Source organism: Streptomyces sp. NPDC056169 (assembly GCF_042268445.1).
GTDB lineage: Bacteria > Actinomycetota > Actinomycetes > Streptomycetales > Streptomycetaceae > Streptomyces.
This window is the reverse complement of the sequence record NZ_JBHJUO010000026.1, coordinates 26459-43968: the sequence shown is the minus strand read 5'-3', so window position 1 is coordinate 43968 and position 17510 is coordinate 26459. Positions and strand designations below refer to the sequence as shown.

Annotated in this window: 15 protein-coding genes and 6 tRNA genes; 12 read left to right on the top strand and 9 right to left on the bottom strand. The window is 72.7% G+C overall.

Annotated elements, in window-relative coordinates; genetic code table 11:
- Positions 1–16 precede the first annotated feature (16 nt).
- The gene (locus tag ACFC0G_RS34560; RefSeq protein WP_376411332.1) at positions 17–511 is read left to right on the top strand and encodes a GNAT family N-acetyltransferase; all 495 of its coding nucleotides are present in this window, start codon (positions 17–19) and stop codon (positions 509–511) included.
- A gap of 33 nt (positions 512–544) precedes the next feature.
- Here the strand turns inward: ACFC0G_RS34560 and ACFC0G_RS34555 are convergent, their stop codons facing one another.
- A complete protein-coding gene (locus ACFC0G_RS34555) occupies positions 545–985 on the bottom strand; it encodes a hypothetical protein (protein ID WP_376411329.1) in 441 nt (146 codons plus the stop codon).
- Positions 986–987: 2 nt separating this feature from the next.
- Complete coding sequence (locus ACFC0G_RS34550; RefSeq protein ID WP_376411327.1) at positions 988–1350, bottom strand: hypothetical protein; 363 nt, start codon at positions 1348–1350, stop codon at positions 988–990.
- A gap of 575 nt (positions 1351–1925) precedes the next feature.
- Between ACFC0G_RS34550 and ACFC0G_RS34545 the strand changes: the two genes are divergently transcribed.
- The 8 genes from ACFC0G_RS34545 to ACFC0G_RS34510 all read left to right on the top strand — a co-directional run bounded on the left by ACFC0G_RS34545 (position 1926) and on the right by ACFC0G_RS34510 (position 13211).
- Positions 1926–3008 carry a methionine ABC transporter ATP-binding protein gene (locus ACFC0G_RS34545; RefSeq protein WP_376411323.1) on the top strand — a complete coding sequence of 361 codons (1083 nt, stop codon included), beginning with the start codon at positions 1926–1928 and terminating at the stop codon, positions 3006–3008.
- Entirely contained in the window at positions 3005–3673 is a 669-nt protein-coding gene (locus tag ACFC0G_RS34540; RefSeq protein ID WP_376411320.1) for a methionine ABC transporter permease, read from the top strand. The genes ACFC0G_RS34545 and ACFC0G_RS34540 overlap by 4 nt, the downstream gene beginning before the upstream one ends.
- A 95-nt stretch (positions 3674–3768) precedes the next feature.
- Positions 3769–4632 carry a MetQ/NlpA family ABC transporter substrate-binding protein gene (locus ACFC0G_RS34535; protein ID WP_376411317.1) on the top strand — a complete coding sequence of 288 codons (864 nt, stop codon included), beginning with the start codon at positions 3769–3771 and terminating at the stop codon, positions 4630–4632.
- Positions 4633–4827: 195 nt separating this feature from the next.
- Positions 4828–5463 (top strand): GNAT family N-acetyltransferase, encoded by a 636-nt coding sequence (locus ACFC0G_RS34530; RefSeq protein WP_376411314.1) that lies wholly within the window; start codon positions 4828–4830, stop codon positions 5461–5463.
- A gap of 72 nt (positions 5464–5535) precedes the next feature.
- Positions 5536–6816 (top strand): precorrin-6y C5,15-methyltransferase (decarboxylating) subunit CbiE, encoded by a 1281-nt coding sequence (gene cbiE / locus ACFC0G_RS34525; protein WP_376411311.1) that lies wholly within the window; start codon positions 5536–5538, stop codon positions 6814–6816.
- 306 nt (positions 6817–7122) lie between these two features.
- Positions 7123–10746, top strand: coding sequence for a nicotinate-nucleotide--dimethylbenzimidazole phosphoribosyltransferase (gene cobT, locus ACFC0G_RS34520; protein ID WP_376411309.1), 3624 nt, complete (start codon positions 7123–7125; stop codon positions 10744–10746).
- A 317-nt stretch (positions 10747–11063) separates the two neighbouring features.
- Positions 11064–12305 carry a uroporphyrinogen-III C-methyltransferase gene (gene cobA / locus ACFC0G_RS34515; RefSeq protein WP_376411305.1) on the top strand — a complete coding sequence of 414 codons (1242 nt, stop codon included), beginning with the start codon at positions 11064–11066 and terminating at the stop codon, positions 12303–12305.
- Positions 12306–12392: 87 nt separating this feature from the next.
- Positions 12393–13211, top strand: a complete 819-nt coding sequence (locus tag ACFC0G_RS34510; protein ID WP_317593825.1) for an RNA methyltransferase — start codon at positions 12393–12395, stop codon at positions 13209–13211.
- A gap of 84 nt (positions 13212–13295) precedes the next feature.
- Here ACFC0G_RS34510 and ACFC0G_RS34505 read toward each other — a convergent pair whose 3' ends face one another.
- Positions 13296–14480 carry a serine/threonine-protein kinase gene (locus ACFC0G_RS34505; protein WP_376411301.1) on the bottom strand — a complete coding sequence of 395 codons (1185 nt, stop codon included), beginning with the start codon at positions 14478–14480 and terminating at the stop codon, positions 13296–13298.
- Positions 14481–14984: 504 nt separating this feature from the next.
- Here ACFC0G_RS34505 and ACFC0G_RS34500 point away from each other — a divergent pair.
- The 3 genes from ACFC0G_RS34500 to ACFC0G_RS34490 all read left to right on the top strand — a co-directional run bounded on the left by ACFC0G_RS34500 (position 14985) and on the right by ACFC0G_RS34490 (position 16687).
- The gene (locus tag ACFC0G_RS34500; RefSeq protein WP_024758747.1) at positions 14985–15152 is read left to right on the top strand and encodes a hypothetical protein; all 168 of its coding nucleotides are present in this window, start codon (positions 14985–14987) and stop codon (positions 15150–15152) included.
- 262 nt (positions 15153–15414) lie between these two features.
- Positions 15415–16356 carry a phosphotransferase gene (locus tag ACFC0G_RS34495; protein ID WP_376411298.1) on the top strand — a complete coding sequence of 314 codons (942 nt, stop codon included), beginning with the start codon at positions 15415–15417 and terminating at the stop codon, positions 16354–16356.
- Positions 16357–16402: 46 nt separating this feature from the next.
- The gene (locus ACFC0G_RS34490; RefSeq protein ID WP_376411295.1) at positions 16403–16687 is read left to right on the top strand and encodes a zf-TFIIB domain-containing protein; all 285 of its coding nucleotides are present in this window, start codon (positions 16403–16405) and stop codon (positions 16685–16687) included.
- A 50-nt stretch (positions 16688–16737) separates the two neighbouring features.
- On the opposite strand, the gene ACFC0G_RS34485 is transcribed toward ACFC0G_RS34490, so the two are convergent.
- The 6 genes from ACFC0G_RS34485 to ACFC0G_RS34460 form a co-directional block, all read right to left on the bottom strand.
- Positions 16738–16812, bottom strand: a tRNA-Val gene (locus ACFC0G_RS34485).
- A 42-nt stretch (positions 16813–16854) separates the two neighbouring features.
- Positions 16855–16926, bottom strand: a tRNA-Val gene (locus tag ACFC0G_RS34480).
- A gap of 41 nt (positions 16927–16967) precedes the next feature.
- Positions 16968–17039, bottom strand: a tRNA-Val gene (locus ACFC0G_RS34475).
- A 34-nt stretch (positions 17040–17073) separates the two neighbouring features.
- Positions 17074–17145: transfer RNA gene (locus ACFC0G_RS34470), tRNA-Val, on the bottom strand.
- A gap of 1 nt (position 17146) precedes the next feature.
- Positions 17147–17220 (bottom strand) — tRNA-Cys (locus ACFC0G_RS34465).
- A gap of 39 nt (positions 17221–17259) precedes the next feature.
- Positions 17260–17332, bottom strand: a tRNA-Gly gene (locus tag ACFC0G_RS34460).
- Positions 17333–17510: the final 178 nt, after the last annotated feature.

Sequence of the window (17510 nt, the reverse complement as noted above, 5' to 3'; positions counted from 1 at the left end):
CGGGAGGCGTGCACACATGGGCCTGAGCGTGACCATCTCAGCAGCGGACGCGCAGGACGCGGAGCACATCCTGAAGCTGCAGTACCTCTGCTACCAGAGCGAGGCGGAGCTGTACGGAGACTGGTCCATCGAACCGCTCACCCAGTCGCTCGACGCCCTGCGCGCAGAACTGGACGAGGGGTACGGCCTGGTGGCCCGGCTCGGCGACGAGGTCGTCGCCTCGGTGCGGGCCCGCCTCGACGAGGACGGCACGGTGCGGATCGCCAAGCTGATCGTCCACCCGCGCATGCAGCGCCACGGCCTCGGCGGCCGCCTCCTCGACGGCATCGAGCGCCACTTCGGCGCCGACGCCGCACCGGCGGAGCCCTCCGCCAAGCGCTTCCAGCTCTTCACCGGCCATCGCAGCGAGGGCAATCTGCGGCTCTACCGCAGCAAGGGGTACGCGCAGGTGGCGGCCCGTGAACTGGGCCCGAAGCTCACCCTGGTGACCCTGGAGAAGGCCGCCGCCTGACACAGGCGGCAGCCTTCGGGTGTAGACGCAGGCTCAGACGGCAGTCGCAGTCGCGGTACGCGACCGGCGGAGCCACCAGATTCCGGTCAGCGGCAGCAGGACCGGAATGAAGAGGTAGCCGTAGCCGTAGTCCGACCAGACCGTCGCGTCGGGGAAGGCGGACGGCTCCACCAGCGTCCACGTCCCCACGATCAGGACGCCCGCGAGCTCGGCGGCGCAGCAGACCAGCGCCGCCCTGCGGGCCGTCTCCCCACCCCGTACCAGCGTGTAGGTGATGAAGGCGTAGACCACGGCCGCCACCGCCGACAGACCGTACGCGAGCGGCGCCCGGTCGAACTCGGTCGCGATCTGGTAGATCGAGCGGGAGACCGCGCCGACCGACATGACGCCGTACAGCCAGACGAGCAGGATGCCGGGGCCAGAGACGAGACGGTTCCTCGCGCCCCGCGCGGTCTTCTCCTGTGTCTCGGTCATGGTCAGCCCACCGTCCAGATGTCGTAGAGACGCACTTCGAGTACGGCGAGGACGACCGCACCGGCGGCCACCGTCGCCGAGCCCCACCGGCTGCGCTCCGCGAGCGACATGAACCCGGCGATCGGCACCGCGCACAGGGCGCCCAGCAGATAGGCGACGAAGATCGTCGTGCCCTCCTCGGCCTTGTCGCCGCGCACGAGCTGCACGATGCCGACGATCAGCTGGGCCAGGACCAGGAAGGTCACCACGGCCATGCCGATGAAGTGCCAGTCCTTGGTCGGCTGGTCCCGGAAGGCGGCGAAGCCGCACCAGGCGGCGAGGGCGAGCGCGGCCACGGAGACCGTGACCGTCAGGGCGTCGAGCATGCGCCCGAGGGTATTACGGTCCGAAAGGCCCGATGCGCTCGCCCCCCGTGCGCGCCCGCCCCCACCTCTTCGCACGGACCGTGGCCTTGGCCACACCGCCGTCCGCTCCCACCCCGCCGGACGCCGCCGCCGACACCCGCCGGCCGGGCCCGTCCCCGCAGGCCACACACGGAAGGAAGAGGACCGCGCGGGCCCCGCCGAGTGTCCGTATGGCATCTCAGGGGCGTCCGCTATGCGGACACCCCCCTTTCGTTCGCGACTGCGCATGCTTTACTTGCAGACATGACCACGACGAGCAGCCGCACCCTTGCGACCGAGGCGATCACGACGCCCGGTGCTCGTTGTATGTGTCGAATGTGCGCCTTCTGAGGGCCCCCGCCAGAGTCTCGCGCCCCGAAGCGAGACCCGACGGCCAGCCGATCCTCCCGCCCACCGGCGGTGGACCGTGCCTGCCCCGCGCACACGCTGCCTCCGGCCGTTCGCCGGACCGGCCTCCGTGCGCCTGACTGTCCGAACGACGTATGCCCCGTGCCCGGCGGACCCCGCGCCGCGCACTCGACAGTGACGGAAACCCTGTGATCACCACTTCGGGCCTGACCAAGGTCTACGAGTCGCGCGGCCGCCAGGTCACCGCTCTGGACGGCGTCGACCTGCACGTCCGTGAGGGCGAGGTCTTCGGCGTGATCGGCCAGAGCGGCGCCGGCAAGTCCTCGCTCATCCGCTGCGTCAACCTCCTGGAGCGCCCCACCTCCGGCACCGTGACCGTCGACGGAGTCGACCTCACCGCCCTCGCCGGAAAGAGCCGCCGCGCCGGGAAGGACCTGCGCCGGGCGCGCAGCAGCATCGGCATGGTCTTCCAGCACTTCAACCTGCTGTCCTCCCGCACGGTCAAGGACAACATCGAGCTCCCCCTGGAGATCCTCGGCGTCTCCGGCGCCGAACGCTCCCGCCGTGCCCTCGAACTCCTCGACCTCGTCGGCCTCGCCGACAAGGCCAAGTCCTACCCGGGCCAGCTCTCGGGCGGCCAGAAGCAGCGCGTCGGCATCGCCCGCGCCCTCGCCGGCAAGCCCAAGGTCCTCCTCTCCGACGAGGCCACCAGCGCCCTCGACCCGGAGACCACCCGCTCCATCCTCCAACTCCTGCGCGACCTCAACCAGCAGCTCGGCCTCACCGTCCTGCTCATCACGCACGAGATGGACGTCGTCAAGACGATCTGCGACTCCGCCGCCCTGATGCAGCACGGCCGCGTCATCGAATCCGGCACCGTCACCGGACTGCTCGCCACCCCCGGCTCCCAGCTGGCGGCCGAGCTCTTCCCGGTCAGCGGCGCCCCCACCGGCCCCGACCGCACGGTCGTCGACGTCACCTTCCACGGCGAGTCCGCGACCCAGCCGGTCATCTCCCAGCTCTCCCGCACCTACAACATCGACATCTCGATCCTCGGGGCGGCGATGGACACCGTGAGCGGGAAGCAGATCGGCCGGATGCGGATCGAGCTCCCCGGACGGTACGAGGACAACGTCGTCCCGGTCGGCTTCCTGCGCGAGCAGGGCCTCCAGGTCGAACGCGTCGACCTCGATGAAGCCGACGCAGCCGCCGCGGCGGACGCCGCGCCGGCCGACACCGTGCCCGTACTGGCCAAGGAAGGTGCCAAGTGACCTGGTCCGAGATGCAGCCCCTGCTGGTGCAGGGCACCGTCGACACGCTCTACATGGTCCTCTGGGCCACCGTCGTCACCGTGCTCGGCGGCCTGCCGCTCGGCATCCTCCTCGTCCTCACGGACAAGGGCGGACTGCTGCAGAACCGGCCGGTGAACAAGGTCGTCGGTGCGATCGTGAACATCGGGCGTTCGCTGCCCTTCATCATCCTGCTGATCGCGCTGATCCCCTTCACCACCTTCGTCGTCGGCACCTTCATCGGTCCCACCGCGATGATCGTGCCGCTCGCCATCGGCGCCATCCCCTTCTTCGCGCGACTCGTCGAGACGGCGATCCGCGAGGTCGACCACGGGCTCGTCGAGGCCGTCCAGGCCATGGGCGGCGGCATCCCCACCATCGTCCGCAAGGTGCTGCTCCCGCAGTCCCTGCCCTCGCTCGTCTCGGGCGTCACCACCACGGTGATCGTGCTCATCGGCTACTCGGCGATGGCCGGCGCGGTCGGCGGCGAGGGCCTCGGCTCCAAGGCCGTCACCTACGGATACCAGCGCTTCGACACCACGTTCATGCTCGTCACCGTCGTCGTCCTGGTCCTCATCGTGACCGTCATCCAGCTCATCGGCGACGGAGCCGTCCGGCTCCTCGCCCGCCGGGGCCGCACGGCCTGAGCCGTACGCCCCACCCCCAAGGCTTCGTTTCTTCGAAGAACAGCCCGGACTTGTTGTCCAGGCGTCCACCGCACCACCGGAAAGAGGCACTCTTCGTGCGTAAGAACATCAAGCTCACCGCCGGTATCGCCGCCACCGCCGCCCTCGCCCTCGGCCTCACCGCCTGCGGCACCTCCTCGGACCCGTCCTCCACCAAGGACTCGGCCGGCTCCGGCGACACCTCCAAGCCGCTCGTCGTCGCCGCGTCCCCGACGCCGCACGCCGACATCCTCAACTACGTCAAGGACAACCTGGCCGAGAAGGCCGGCCTGAAGCTGGAGGTGAAGGAGTTCACGGACTACGTCCTGCCGAACACCGCCACCCAGTCCGGCCAGGTCGACGCCAACTTCTTCCAGCACAAGCCGTACCTCGACGACTTCAACCAGAAGAACAAGACCACCATCGTCCCCGTGGTCAACGTCCACCTGGAGCCGCTGGGCCTCTACTCCAAGAGCCTCAAGTCGGTGAAGGACATCAAGCCGGGCCAGACCATCGCGGTCCCCAACGACACCACCAACGGCGGCCGCGCGCTCCAGCTGCTCGCCGAGAACGGCCTGATCACCGTCAAGCCGGGCGTCGGAACCAACGCCAAGATCTCCGACATCACCGACAAGAAGGGCCTGGAGTTCAAGGAGCTGGAGGCCGCCACCGTGCCCCGCGCCCTGAACGACGTCGACGCCGCCGTCATCAACGGCAACTACGCCATCGAGGCCAAGCTCTCCCCGGCGAAGGACGCCCTCGTCCTGGAGAAGGCCGAAGGCAACCCGTACGCCAACTTCCTCGCCGTCAAGGAGGGCAACGAGAAGGACGCCCGCGTGCAGAAGCTCGCCAAGCTCCTCAACTCGCCCGAGGTGAAGAAGTACATCGAGGACACCTACAAGGGCTCGGTCATCCCGGCCTTCGGCGCCGTCGCCAAGTAGGGCCCGGTATCCGAGGAACCGTCAGACCGGTTCCCCCGTACAGTCCTTGTGCCGAAGGCCCCCGCATCCCGTCCGATGCGCGGGGCCTTCGTCGCGTTCCCCCGCACACCCCACCCGGCCATGCGCACCGACGGCCGCATGCTGCATGCTGTGCGTTCACGGTCGATTCGGACGGTCCACGGCATGGAGCTGAGCATGACTACCACCTTTCCGGACATCTCCATCAACACGGACCGGTTGGTGCTGCGCGCGCTCGAAGAGGCCGACGCCCCGGCCCTGGCCGAGATGATGAACGACGAGATGGTCGGCGCCTGGACGGCCGTCCCCCAGCCGTACACCGAGGACGCCGCCCGCCGCTGGATCACCGAGTACGCCCCCACCGAACGCGCCGCCGGCCGCGGACTCGACCTCGCCGTCACCGAGTTCCTCACCCAGCGACTCGTGGGCATCGTCCAACTGGGCAACACCAACTGGCGTGTCCGCTCCACCGAGCTCTCCTACATCATCGCCCCCTGGGCCCGCGGCGAGGGATACGCCTCCGAAGCCGCCCTCGCCACCGCCCAGTGGCTCTTCGGCGACCAGAAGTTCGAACGCCTCGAACTGCGCACCGCGGCGGACAACACCGCCTCCCAGCAGGTCGCCCAGAAGATCGGCTGCATCAGCGAAGGCGTCCTCCGCAACGCCTGCATAGCCCGCACCCGCACCGAGGACGGCAGCTGGACCGAGCTGCGCACCGACTTCATCCTCTGGGGCCTCCTCCCCGAGGACCTCGACGGCCTCGCCGACCAGATGGCCGAAGCCGGATACTCCTCGTACACCGACTGGAGCTGAGCCCCGGAGGCCGACCCGGGGTACGCTCGGCACGCCCCCGACCTGCGACAACACCACAGGAGACAGACGACGATGGCCGACCGGGTCACGGTGATCGGCTGGGACGGCTCGCCCCTCACCTCGGCGGCCCGGTCCGCGCTGTCCGCCGCCACCCTCGTGGCCGGCGCCGCCCACCACCTGGCGCTGCCCGAGGTGCCCCCCGCCGCCGAACGCATCCGCCTCGGCAGCGTCGACCTCGCCGCCCGCCGCATCGCGGGCCACCGCGGCACCGCCGTCGTCCTCGCCGACGGCGACCCGGGCTTCTTCGGCGTCGTCCGCGTCCTGCGCGCCCCCGAGCACGGCCTCGAAGTCGAGGTCGTCCCCGCCGTCTCCTCCGTCGCCGCCGCCTTCGCCCGCGCCGGAATGCCCTGGGAGGACGCCCGGATCGTCGTCGCCCACCAGCGCACCCTGCGCCGCGCCGTGAACGTCTGCCGCGCCCACCCCAAGGTCGCCGTCCTCACCTCGCCGGGCGCGGGACCGGCCGAACTCGCCCTCCTCCTCGACGGGGTCCACCGCACCTTCGTCGTCTGCGAGGAGCTCGGCACCGACCGCGAACAGGTCTCCGTCCTCACCTCCGACAGGGCCGCCGACCACGCCTGGCGCGACCCCAACGTCGTCCTCGTCATCGGGGGAGTGGGCGCAGGGGGCACCGGCACCCCGACCGTCCCCTGGCTGATGGGCCAGGACCCGGCCGTGCGGTCGGTACGCGGCTGGGGCCTGCCGGCCGAGGAATACGCCCCCGAGGGGTACGGCCCCCGGGGGTACGCCCCAGGCGCCCCCGATACGACCCCGCCGACCCGGCCCGGAGCCGGCGAGGACCCGGCCCTGCGCGCCGCCCAGCTGGCCCGCCTCGGCCCCCGCGTCGGCGACCTCGTCTGGGACATCGGCTGCGCGGGCGGCGCCTTCGCCGTCGAGGCCGCCCGCTTCGGCGCCGCCGTCATCGCGGTGGACACCGACCCGGCCGCCTGTGCCCGCACCGAGGCGGCCGCCCGCCGCCACGGCGTACCGCTCCAGACCGTCCCGGGCCGCGCCCCGCACGTCCTGGAGAACCTGCCCGAACCCGATGTCGTCCGCATCGCGGCCGGCGGCGTCCCCGTCGTCACCGCCTGCACCGACCGGCGCCCCGAGCGCATCGTCGCCCACGCCTCCACCCGCGACGAGGCCGAGGCCATCGGCACCGCGCTCGCCGACGGCGGTTACGCCGTCGAGAGCGTCCTCCTCCAGACCGTCGGACTCGACCCGGCCGACTGGTCGGAGCGCGAGCGTTCGGTGGTCTTCCTGCTGGCCGGACGCAGGAGCGACGGCGCCCCGTGACCCTGCCGCTCCACTGAGCCAGGTAGGCTGGCCGATTGTTGTACCGCACCGGGGCGTTCGGCATTTCGCTCGTGATGTCTCGAATCGGCGGCCCTTTCGGCCCGCCGATGTGGTACGCAGCAAAGGGGGGACCGCGCGACGTGGCGCAGTCCACAGAACGCCGTGGCGGATCTGCCTGCCACGACGGCCGAGGGCCGCGACAATGAGTGGGTGTCCGCGCGTCCTTCGTGCCGCGCGGCGCGCGCGCTCGTTGTTCACGACGGGCGCAGGTCTGAAGGAAGTACAAGCGATGGGCGAGGGGTACGCATGACGGACACCGGCCAGGTCTCGGGCGAGGGACTGCCGGAGAACGCAGGCATGGTCGAGCAGCCGGGCATCCCCGCACCGGGCGCGTACACCTTCCTGGACCCCTCCGAGCACGCAGCCGAGGACGACGAGATCCTCCTCATGCCGGGCGCCCAGGGCGCCTGGAGCGAGCACCCGCCGGGCGTCGCGCCCGCGCCGCCGGTCGCCGTACCGGCGCCGCAGGTGCCCCCCGTCGTCCCGCACCAGGGCATGCAGCCCGTGCCCGTCGCTCCGCAGGCGGCCCCGATGGGCGACCCGCTCACCGACCCGCTCCCGGAGCCCTTCGTCCTCGCGGACGTCCTGACCGCCCCCCAGGGCCAGACCCCGCAGCAGGCCCAGCCCGTCGGCACTCCGGCGCACGGGACGCCGATGCACGGCACTCCGGCGCACGGCACTCCGGCGCACGGCACCCCGGCACACGGCACTCCCGCCCAGGGCACCCCGGCGCAGGGCACTCCCGTCCAGGGCACCCCGGCGCACGGCGTCCCCGTCGCCGCGCAGGAGCCCGTCCTCGCCGACCACGGCTACGAGCCCGGCATCCTCGACACCGGCGCCCACGAGGCCGCGGGCCGCGACACCGGTTCGGTCGACCTCGGCGGCGTCCGCGTACCGCAGCCCGCCGGCGCTCCGACCCCGCCGCCCGCCCGGCGCCCGCTGCACATGGGCCCGCCCGTGCCCGACGCCACCGGTGGCGTCGTGCTCTCGCTCGCCGACCGCGGCCCGGCCGCCGCGCCCGCCCCGGCCCCGCAGCCCACGCCGGTCGTGGCCACCGGACCCGCGCCGATGCCCGTACGCAACCCGGGACCGCCGACGACGGGCCCCGAGTACTTCGACATCCCGCAGGACCAGCAGCTCGCGCCGCAGGGCGCCGAGCCGTGGGCCGCGCAGCCGCAGGAGGCCCTGGCACCCCAGCCGGTCCTCCCCGCAGAAACGGTCGTCCCGCCGACGGGACAGTTCGTCCAGGTCGAGGGTTCCGTCCCGACGGCCCCGCACCTCGCCCCGACCCCGGTCGCCGAGACCGAGGAACCGGCCGAGGCCCCGGTGGCCGTCGCTCCCGAGCTGCCCGAGGAGCCGACCGGGCCCGCGGCCCCGGAGCTCGCCGAGGCCGAGCCCCAGGCCACCGTGCCCGCGCCGCGCGAGGCCGAGCCCGCCGCCGAGGTCCCCGCCCCCGTCCCCGTCCCCGCGCCCGAGGCCGAGCAGGCGCCGGAGCCCGAGGCGGACGCCCTGCCGGAGCCCGTCGCCGAGGCGCCGGCGGAGCAGGTCCTCGTCGAGGCCGCCCCCGTCGAGGAGATCCTCGTCGTGGCGGAGGCCACCCCCGAGCCCCTGCCCGAGCAGGCCCCCGAGCCGGAGGCGGTGGCGGAAGCCCCGGCCGAGGCCGTGACGACCGAACAGCCGCAGCAGCCCGCCCCGACCGAGCCCGCGGACGCGCCGGCGGCGCAGCCCGAGGCCGTCACCGAGGTGGAGGCGCCGATCGAGGCCGCCGTAGCCCCGGAGACCGAGCCCGTGGCGACGCCCGAGGCCGAAGGCTTCGTGGACGCCACGGAGCTGGTGGAAGCCGACGAGCTCACCGACGCAGAGCAGCCCACGGCCGCCGACGCCGAACAGCTCAAGGCCGCCGAAGAGCTCACCGTCACCGACGAACTCACCGAGGCCGAAGAGCAGCCGGCCCAGGCCCCCGAGGCCCAGGCGCTCGACGTGGCAACCGCCGACGTCACAGCCCCCGACGCCCAGCTCGCCGACGCCCCGGCCTCCGAGGCCCAGCTCGCCGACGCCCCGGCCTCCGACGTCGCACCCTCCGACATCCCGGCCTCCGAGGCCCAGCCGTCCGAGGTCAACCCCTCCCACTCCTCCGACGCGCCGGCCCCCGGCTACGCGGACGCCGAGCGCGAGGCCGTCCTCCGCGTGATGCGGGAGCGCCGCGACATCCGCAACGGCTTCCGCTCCGACCCGATCCCGCACGAGGTGCTGCTCCGCGTCCTGGAGGCCGCCCACACGGCCCCCAGCGTCGGCCACTCGCAGCCCTGGGACTTCGTGGTCATCCGTTCCGCCGAGACCCGGCAGACGATGCACGAGCTGGCCCAGCGGCAGCGCGACGCCTACGCCAAGTCGCTGCCGAAGGCCCGGGCGAAGCAGTTCAAGGAACTGAAGATCGAGGCCATCCTCGACACCCCGGTCAACATCGTCGTGACCGCCGACCCGACCCGGGGCGGCCGCCACACCCTGGGCCGCTACACGCAGCCGCAGATGGCCCCGTACTCCTCCGCGCTGGCCGTCGAGAACCTCTGGCTCGCCGCCCGCGCCGAGGGCCTCGGCGTCGGCTGGGTCAGCTTCTTCGACGAGCGCGAGATGGTCCGTACGCTCGGCCTGCCCGAGCACCTCGAAGTCGTCGCGTACCTCTGCGTGGGATACGTCGACGAGTTCCCGGAGGAGCCCGAGCTGATGCAGGCGGGCTGGTCCAAGCGCCGCCCGCTGGCCTGGGTCGTCCACGAGGAGACGTACGGCCGCCGCGCCCTGCCCGGCGAGGAGCCGCACGACCTGCTCCAGGAGACCGTGGCCAACATCCGCCCGCTGGACGCCAAGGCGCTCGGCGAGGCGTGGGAGCGCCAGAAGCGCATGACCAAGCCCGCAGGGGCCCTGGGCATGCTGGAGATCATCTCGGCACAGCTCTCCGGCCTCTCCCGCATCTGCCCTCCTCCGATCCCGGAGCCGGCGGCGGTCGCGATCTTCGCGGGCGACCACGGTGTCCACGCCCAGGGCGTCACGCCCTGGCCGCAGGAGGTCACGGGCCAGATGGTGGCCAACTTCCTCGGCGGGGGAGCGGTCTGCAACGCGTTCGCCAACCAGGTCGGCGCCGAGGTCTGCGTCATCGACGTGGGCGTGGCCTCCGAACTTCCGGCGACCCCCGGCCTCCTTCCCCGCAAGGTCCGCCCGGGCACGGGCGACTTCACCACGGGCCTCGCGATGACCCGCGAAGAGGTCCTGGCCGCGATCGAGGTGGGCATCGAGACGGCCCGCGACCTGGTCGCCGCCGGCAACAAGGCGATCCTCACCGGCGAGATGGGCATCGCGAACACCACCGCGTCCGCCGCGCTCATCTCGGTCTACACCGGGGTCGACGCCGCCGAGGTCACCGGTCGCGGCACCGGCATCAACGACGAGACGCACGCCCGCAAGGTGGACGTGGTCCGCCGCGCCCTCGACCTGCACAAGCCGGACCCGGCGGACCCGATCGGCGTCCTGTCGGCGATCGGCGGCCTGGAGCACGCGGCCCTCGTCGGCCTGATCCTGGGCGCGGCCTCGCTCCGTACCCCGGTCATCCTCGACGGCGTCTCCACCGGAGCGGCGGCCCTCGTGGCCCGCGCGATCGCCCCGGAGTCGCTGGCGGCCTGCATCGCCGGCCACCGCAGCGCGGAGCCGGGCCACGTGGCGGCCCTGAACAAGCTGGGCCTGCGCCCCCTGGTCGACCTGGACCTCCGCCTCGGCGAAGGCACGGGAGCCCTGCTCGCCCTGCCCCTGGTCCAGAGCGCGGCCCGTGCGATGCACGAGGTGGCCACGTTCGACTCGGCGGGCGTCACCGAGAAGTAGCACCACCGGCGCGTCCCCCACCCACGCACGGGAGTGGGGGACGCGCAGGGGCCGTGTGTTCGGGACGTAGAGCGTGTTTTGTGGCGCATCAGAGCCTCCGGCCCTCATGCGCCCGAAGGCGCCGTAGAACACGCAGTCCCGAGCACGGCCCCTGCGCGGCCCCCGCGCACGGACGCACCGACCGGGAGATCCGTCACAGCGTGACGGCCACGCACCCCCGATATCGTGAGCCCCAGGCAACGCCACCAGCCCCACCAGCCGCTCCACCGCAGCAGCGGCCCCGCACCCTCACAGCCTCTCCGAGGAGCCGCCCACCCATGGCCGAGCACACCGAGATCGCGGCGCACCCCGCCTACCCCGTCGGTCTGCGTCTAGCGGGCCGACGCGTCGTCGTCCTGGGCGGCGGCCAGGTCGCCCAGCGCCGGCTGCCCGCGCTGATCGCCGCGGGCGCCGAGATCACGCTGATCTCCCCGTCCGCGACCCCCTCCGTGGACGCGATGGCGGAGGCCGGCGAGATCACCTGGGTGAAGCGGCGGTACGAGGACGGTGACCTCGCCGACACCTGGTACGCACTCGTGGCCACCACCGACGCGGCGGCCAACGCCGCGGCCTCCGCCGAGGCCGAGCGGACCCGCACCTGGTGCGTGCGCGCCGACGACGCCGAGGCGGCCACCGCCTGGACCCCGGCGACCGGCCGCGACGCGGGCGTCACGGTCGCGGTGCTCACCGGCCACGACCCCCGCCGCTCCGCCGCCGTGCGCGACGCGATCGTCGAGGGCCTCCGCGACGGCTCGCTCGCCGCACCCGCGCACCGCTCCCGTACCCCCTTCGTCGCCCTGGTCGGCGGCGGCCCGGGCGACCCGGACCTGATCACCGTCCGCGGCCGCCGGCTGCTCGCCGAGGCGGACGTGGTCATCGCCGACCGGCTGGGCCCGCGCGACCTCCTCGACGAGCTGCCCCCGCACGTCGAGGTGATCGACGCGGCCAAGATCCCGTACGGCCGTTTCATGGCCCAGGAGGCCATCAACAACGCGCTCATCGAGCACGCGAAGGCCGGGAAGTCGGTCGTCCGCCTCAAGGGCGGCGACCCCTTCGTCTTCGGCCGGGGCATGGAAGAGGCCCAGGCGCTCGCCGTCGAAGGCATCGCCTGCACGGTGGTCCCCGGCATCTCCAGCTCGATCTCGGTCCCGGGCGCGGCCGGCATCCCGGTCACGCACCGCGGGGTGGCCCACGAGTTCACGGTGGTGAGCGGGCACGTCGCTCCCGACGACCCGCGCTCGCTCGTCGACTGGGCGTCCCTCGCGAAGCTCACCGGCACCCTCGTCATCCTCATGGGCGTCGACAAGATCGGAAAGATCGCCGAGGCGCTCATCGCGCACGGCAAGAGCCCGGAGACCCCGCTGGCGCTGGTCCAGGAGGGCACCACGGCGACCCAGCGCCGGGTGGACGCCACGCTCGCGACGGTCGCCGAGACCGTCAAGGCCGAGGAGGTCCGCCCGCCGGCCGTCATCGTCATCGGAGACGTCGTCACCGAGGGCCCGGACAAACTGGTGAAGTGACCCGGGCCGGTACCGAGAGGTAACCCGACCCGGTCGCACACCGTCGCACACATTGGCACGACACCCCGGACAAGGCAGTATCACCCCGTGGCCGAACTCATCACGATCGACGACCCCGACGACCCGCGCCTGCGCGACTACACCGGCCTGACCGACGTCGAACTCCGGCGCAGACGCGAGCCCGCCGAAGGCCTGTTCATCGCGGAGGGCGAGAAGGTCATCCGCCGGGCCAGGCAGGCCGGGTACGAGATGCGGTCGATGCTGCTCTCCGCCAAGTGGGTCGACGTCATGCGCGACGTCATCGACGAGGTCCCGGCGCCGGTGTACGCGGTCCAGCCGGACCTCGCCGAGCGGGTCACCGGGTACCACGTGCACCGCGGCGCCCTCGCCTCCATGCAGCGCAAGCCGCTTCCGGACGCGACGGAGCTGCTCGCCGGCGCCCGCCGGGTGGTGATCATGGAGTCGGTCAACGACCACACCAACATCGGCGCCATCTTCCGCAGCGCGGCCGCGCTGGGCATGGACGCCGTCCTGCTCTCCCCGGACTGCGCGGACCCGCTCTACCGGCGCTCGGTCAAGGTGTCGATGGGCGCGGTCTTCTCCGTCCCGTACGCCCGCCTGGACACCTGGCCCCGCGGCCTGGAGGCGGTACGGGAGGCGGGCTTCAAGCTCCTCGCGCTCACTCCGGCGGAGAAGGCGACGTCGATCGACGAGGCGGCCCCGCACCGGCTGGAGCGGGTGGCGCTGATGCTCGGCGCGGAGGGCGACGGCCTGTCGACGCAGGCGCTGCGCGCGGCAGACGAGTGGGTCCGGATCCCGATGGCGCACGGCGTCGACTCGCTCAACGTGGGCGCGGCGGCGGCGGTGGCGTTCTACGCGGTGGCAACGGGCCGCCCGGAGTCCTGAAAGACAACCACCCACCACCCACCACCAAGCCGACGGGAAGGTCCCACGACCTCCCGGTCGGCTTGTGGTCGTTCGAGGAAGGCCTCAGCCCTGCAAGGCCTGCGCGGCGGCGATACCCAGGGCGACGACCAGCGTCACGACCACGAAGACGAAGAGGCGCTGCCGCAGCAGGCGGGGGTTGGCGGGACGGCGGCCGGTCGACGTCGAGCGGCCGCCCGGCCGGGTGCCGGGACGGGACTGGGGAGCGCGCGAGCCGCCGGTCCGGGGCCCTGCCGAGGGCCGTGAGGCCGGTGCGGCGCCCCGCGCCTGCCCCCGCTGCTCGCGCTCCGCGTCCCGCTCGGGGCCCTGGCCGCGGGTGTCCCGCTCCGTGTAGCGCTCGGTGGGCCGGACGACGTTCCGCTCCTCGGCGCGCTCGCGCTGGACGGGCGGACGGGAGGCGGGCAGGCCCTGTGCCTCGCGGGCGGCGATCTCCTTGAGCCGCATCGACAGCTGGAGGGTGCTGGGACGCTCCTCGGGGTCCTTCGCCAGGCAGGCCCGGATGAGCGGGGCCAGGGCGTCGGGGACTCCGTGGAGCTGTGGTTCCTCGTGCACGACCCGGTAGAGCATGACCTCGGAACTGCCGTGCCCGAAGGGCGAGTCGGCCATCGCCGCGTACGCCAGCGTGGCACCGAGCGAGAACACGTCGGTGGCGGGGGTGACGGCCGCGCCGCGCACCTGCTCGGGGGCGAGGAAGCCGGGGGAGCCGACGGCCGTACCGACATGGGTCAGGGTGCTGGCCCCGGTGGCCCAGGCGATGCCGAAGTCGATGATCCGGGGGCCCTTGGGGGAGAGCAGGATGTTCGAGGGCTTCAGGTCGCGGTGGACGACGCCGGCCTCGTGGACGGCGACCAGGCCCTCAGAGAGCGCGGCCCCGATCGAGGCGACGTCGGCGGCGCGCAGCCCGCCCTCCTCGGCGACCCGGTCGTGCAGCGAGGGGCCGGGCACGTACTGCGTGGCGAACCAGGGGCGCTCGGCCTCCAGGTCGGCGGCGACGAGCCGGGCCGTGCAGCCGCCGCGGATCCGCCGGGCCGCGGACACCTCGCGGGCGAAGCGCGACCGGAACTCCTGGTCCTCGGCCAGGTCCGGCCGGATCACCTTGAGCGCCACGCGCTGACCGCGCCGGTCGGACCCGAGGTACACGACCCCCATCCCGCCGGCCCCCAGCCTGCGGTGGAGCCGGAACGACCCGACGATCCGCGGATCCTCGCGCCGGAGCCGCATCATCGCCATGTCCGTCCCCTCGTCCGTTCGACGTGGCACAGCTTACGTAGTGGCGCCCGAACGTGCTCATAGGCCGCGCCCTCGCACCGGGATCGATTGTCAGTGCTGAGGGGGAAGGGAAGAAGCCGAGCAGAGCCGGACCCGGCCCAACCCCCCTTCTCCACAGATCACTTGACGAAGGGTCGACAAGGGCACGACAAGCCCCTGCGGACGGCTTCCCGGGCCTCGGGGGCCCGAGACGAGGAGAAGGCCCGGTGAAGTGAGCGATGTCACGCCCGGTGACCTGCCCGGACGGGCGGACCCCTCCGGGAACACCCCCACTTCCGGACCGTCGTCTCCACCCAGGGGAGTACGTCGCGCGGCCGGGCGTCATCCTCCGGGAGGCCCGGAAGTCGGTACGCGGGCATGACGTCCCGGCGCCGCCCGATCCCTAGTGTTGTTGTCAGCGGCGGGTGCAGCACTCGTCCCCCGAGGTCACGCACCCGCCGCGCCAGACACGACAGGAGAGGAACCATGGCGTACACGGCACCGCGGTCGACCACCAGCCCTTCGGGCCGTCGTCACCCCTTGGTGGCCACGGCCATGGTCCTCCCTCTCGCGGCCCTGCTGGTGGTCGTCTTCGGCGGCTGGGAAGCAGTGGTCACACAGGCGTCGTCCGTGGGCGTGATGTTGGGGCGCTGAACAGCGCCCGGACCTGGGAGAGCGGCCCGGGTCGGGGACATCCGGCCATCAACCCCGTGGGGACGGGGGTGTGACGGACGGCAGCGTGAGGCCGGTCAGCTGGGGAGCTGACCGGCCTTCGCGCTTCCCGGAACGGGGTCCCTCCACCCGGTCGTCGCCGACCGCCGCGTACGCTCCCCGCGTGGACCCCGCCGCCAGGCCCTCACAGGCCACCCCAACCCCAACACCACCACCGCCGGCCCGGCTCGACCGCCTCGCTGCCGTGGCACGCGCGGCGGCTCACCGCCCCGGCGAGCCCTGCCACTGCGCGAGCGGCCTGATCGGCGTGCTCGCCGACCGGGAGGACGGGACGGTCGTGCGCCACGGGGCCCTGGTGGCCAAGGCGCACGCCCCCGACACCGACCCCGAGGCGCACCGTGCCCGCCTGGCCCTCGCCGCCCACCCCGACGTCGACGGCGTGCTCCTCCCGCCGCTCCCGCTCCCGGTCCCGAGGCAGACAGGGACCGAGGCCGGGTCCGAGGCCGACGGCCGCACCGTCACGGTCTGGCCGTACGGATCGCCCGTCGCCCCGGACGACCCCGACGCCGCTCCCTGGGAGGACGCGGCACGGCTCCTGGCGCTGCTCCACCGCACGGCGCCCCCGCCGGCCCTCGCGGCGCGGCTCCCGGCGATGCGGGCCCCGCTCAAGGTGTCGCTCGCGGTGGACCGCATGCGCAGGACGGCGCCGGACCACCCGGCCGCCGCCACCGTGCTGAGCGCCTGGCGGACGACCCCCGACGCCGGCGCGTCCGGTCCCCGGCTGCTCTGTCACGGCGACTTCCACCTCGGTCAACTGGTGCGCGAGCCCCGGCCGGTCGGCGACGGCCCCTGGCGGCTCATCGACATCGACGACCTCGGCCTCGGCGATCCCGCGTGGGATCTGGCCCGCCCCGCGGCCTGGTTCGCGGCCGGCATCCTGCCGCCGGAGGTGTGGTCCCGTTTCCTCGGCGCGTACCAGGAGGCGGGCGGCCCGGCCGTCGGCGCCGATCCATGGGTCCAACTCGACGTCCCGGCCCGGGCGCTGACGGTCCAGACGGCGGCCCTGGCCGTCGCCAAGTCCACGGCCGAGCGCCGGCCGCTCGACGAGGTCGAGGGCGTGATGATCGACACCTGTGCCCGTATCGCCGGGTACCGAACCGAATCGGCCCCTTCGGCGTCCACGTAAGGTGAAGCCACCATTCGAACGGCAATGTCAGGGAGTTGAGCCGAGCATGCAGTGTCCCAAGTGCCATGCGGCCATGCACACGTACAACCGCAACGGCGTCCAGATCGAGCAGTGCAGCGGCTGCCGCGGGATATTCCTGGACTTCGGCGAGCTGGAGGCCCTGACCCGCCTGGAGTCCCAGTGGTCCCAGCAGGCCCCGCCCGCCCCGCCGGCGGCCTACCCGGCGCAGCCCGCCCCCGCGGCCCCCGCCTGGGGTGCCCCGCACCAGGGCGGCCACCACGGCGGTCACTACCGCCAGCGCGGCTTCGGCCGGATGCTCTTCTCCTCCTGAGGATCCCGAGCACGAAGAAGCCCCCGGCCGCGGCCGGGGGCTTCTTCAGGTGGTGCGCGATACTGGGATTGAACCAGTGACCTCTTCCGTGTCAGGGAAGCGCTCTCCCGCTGAGCTAATCGCGCGGGGTTGTGCACACGTCGTATCCGAAGATACTCCATACTGCGTGCGCGATACTGGGATTGAACCAGTGACCTCTTCCGTGTCAGGGAAGCGCTCTCCCGCTGAGCTAATCGCGCGGGTGGTGGACACGTCGTGAACGACGGTGCCGGGTGCTGTGTGCGCGATACTGGGATTGAACCAGTGACCTCTTCCGTGTCAGGGAAGCGCTCTCCCGCTGAGCTAATCGCGCGGGGGATCCGGAGATCCAGGATCCGAAGATCCAGTGGACGATACTGGGATTGAACCAGTGACCCCTTCCGTGTCAGGGAAGTGCTCTCCCGCTGAGCTAATCGTCCTTGGAGGTGGAGACGGGATTTGAACCCGTGTAGACGGCTTTGCAGGCCGTTGCCTCGCCTCTCGGCCACTCCACCAGGAGTGATAACAGGGGTTCGGGAAGATCCCCCACATCGAGCGGACGACGAGATTCGAACTCGCGACCCTCACCTTGGCAAGGTGATGCTCTACCAACTGAGCCACGTCCGCTTGTCGTTTCCGTTCCGCTTGCGCGTCCCGGCGACGTGTTGAACTCTAGCGGATTCCTGGGCCAGTACAAAAACGCGTTTCCGCAGCGTGCTGACCTGCGGGCCGATCGGGGTGCCCGGCCGGACGCCCCGGAGGGTTCGCGCGGCGTTCACTCGCCGTGTTCCCCGGGTGGCACGGA

Coding starts and splice junctions, on each gene's coding strand:
- ACFC0G_RS34505 (WP_376411301.1), bottom strand. CDS start 14,480: ATGGCGATGATGCGGCTCCGGCGCGAGGATCCGCGGATCGTCGGGTCG.
- cobT (WP_376411309.1), top strand. CDS start 7,123: ATGACGGACACCGGCCAGGTCTCGGGCGAGGGACTGCCGGAGAACGCA.
- ACFC0G_RS34500 (WP_024758747.1), top strand. CDS start 14,985: ATGGCGTACACGGCACCGCGGTCGACCACCAGCCCTTCGGGCCGTCGT.
- ACFC0G_RS34530 (WP_376411314.1), top strand. CDS start 4,828: ATGACTACCACCTTTCCGGACATCTCCATCAACACGGACCGGTTGGTG.
- cbiE (WP_376411311.1), top strand. CDS start 5,536: ATGGCCGACCGGGTCACGGTGATCGGCTGGGACGGCTCGCCCCTCACC.
- ACFC0G_RS34560 (WP_376411332.1), top strand. CDS start 17: ATGGGCCTGAGCGTGACCATCTCAGCAGCGGACGCGCAGGACGCGGAG.
- cobA (WP_376411305.1), top strand. CDS start 11,064: ATGGCCGAGCACACCGAGATCGCGGCGCACCCCGCCTACCCCGTCGGT.
- ACFC0G_RS34555 (WP_376411329.1), bottom strand. CDS start 985: ATGACCGAGACACAGGAGAAGACCGCGCGGGGCGCGAGGAACCGTCTC.
- ACFC0G_RS34490 (WP_376411295.1), top strand. CDS start 16,403: ATGCAGTGTCCCAAGTGCCATGCGGCCATGCACACGTACAACCGCAAC.
- ACFC0G_RS34550 (WP_376411327.1), bottom strand. CDS start 1,350: ATGCTCGACGCCCTGACGGTCACGGTCTCCGTGGCCGCGCTCGCCCTC.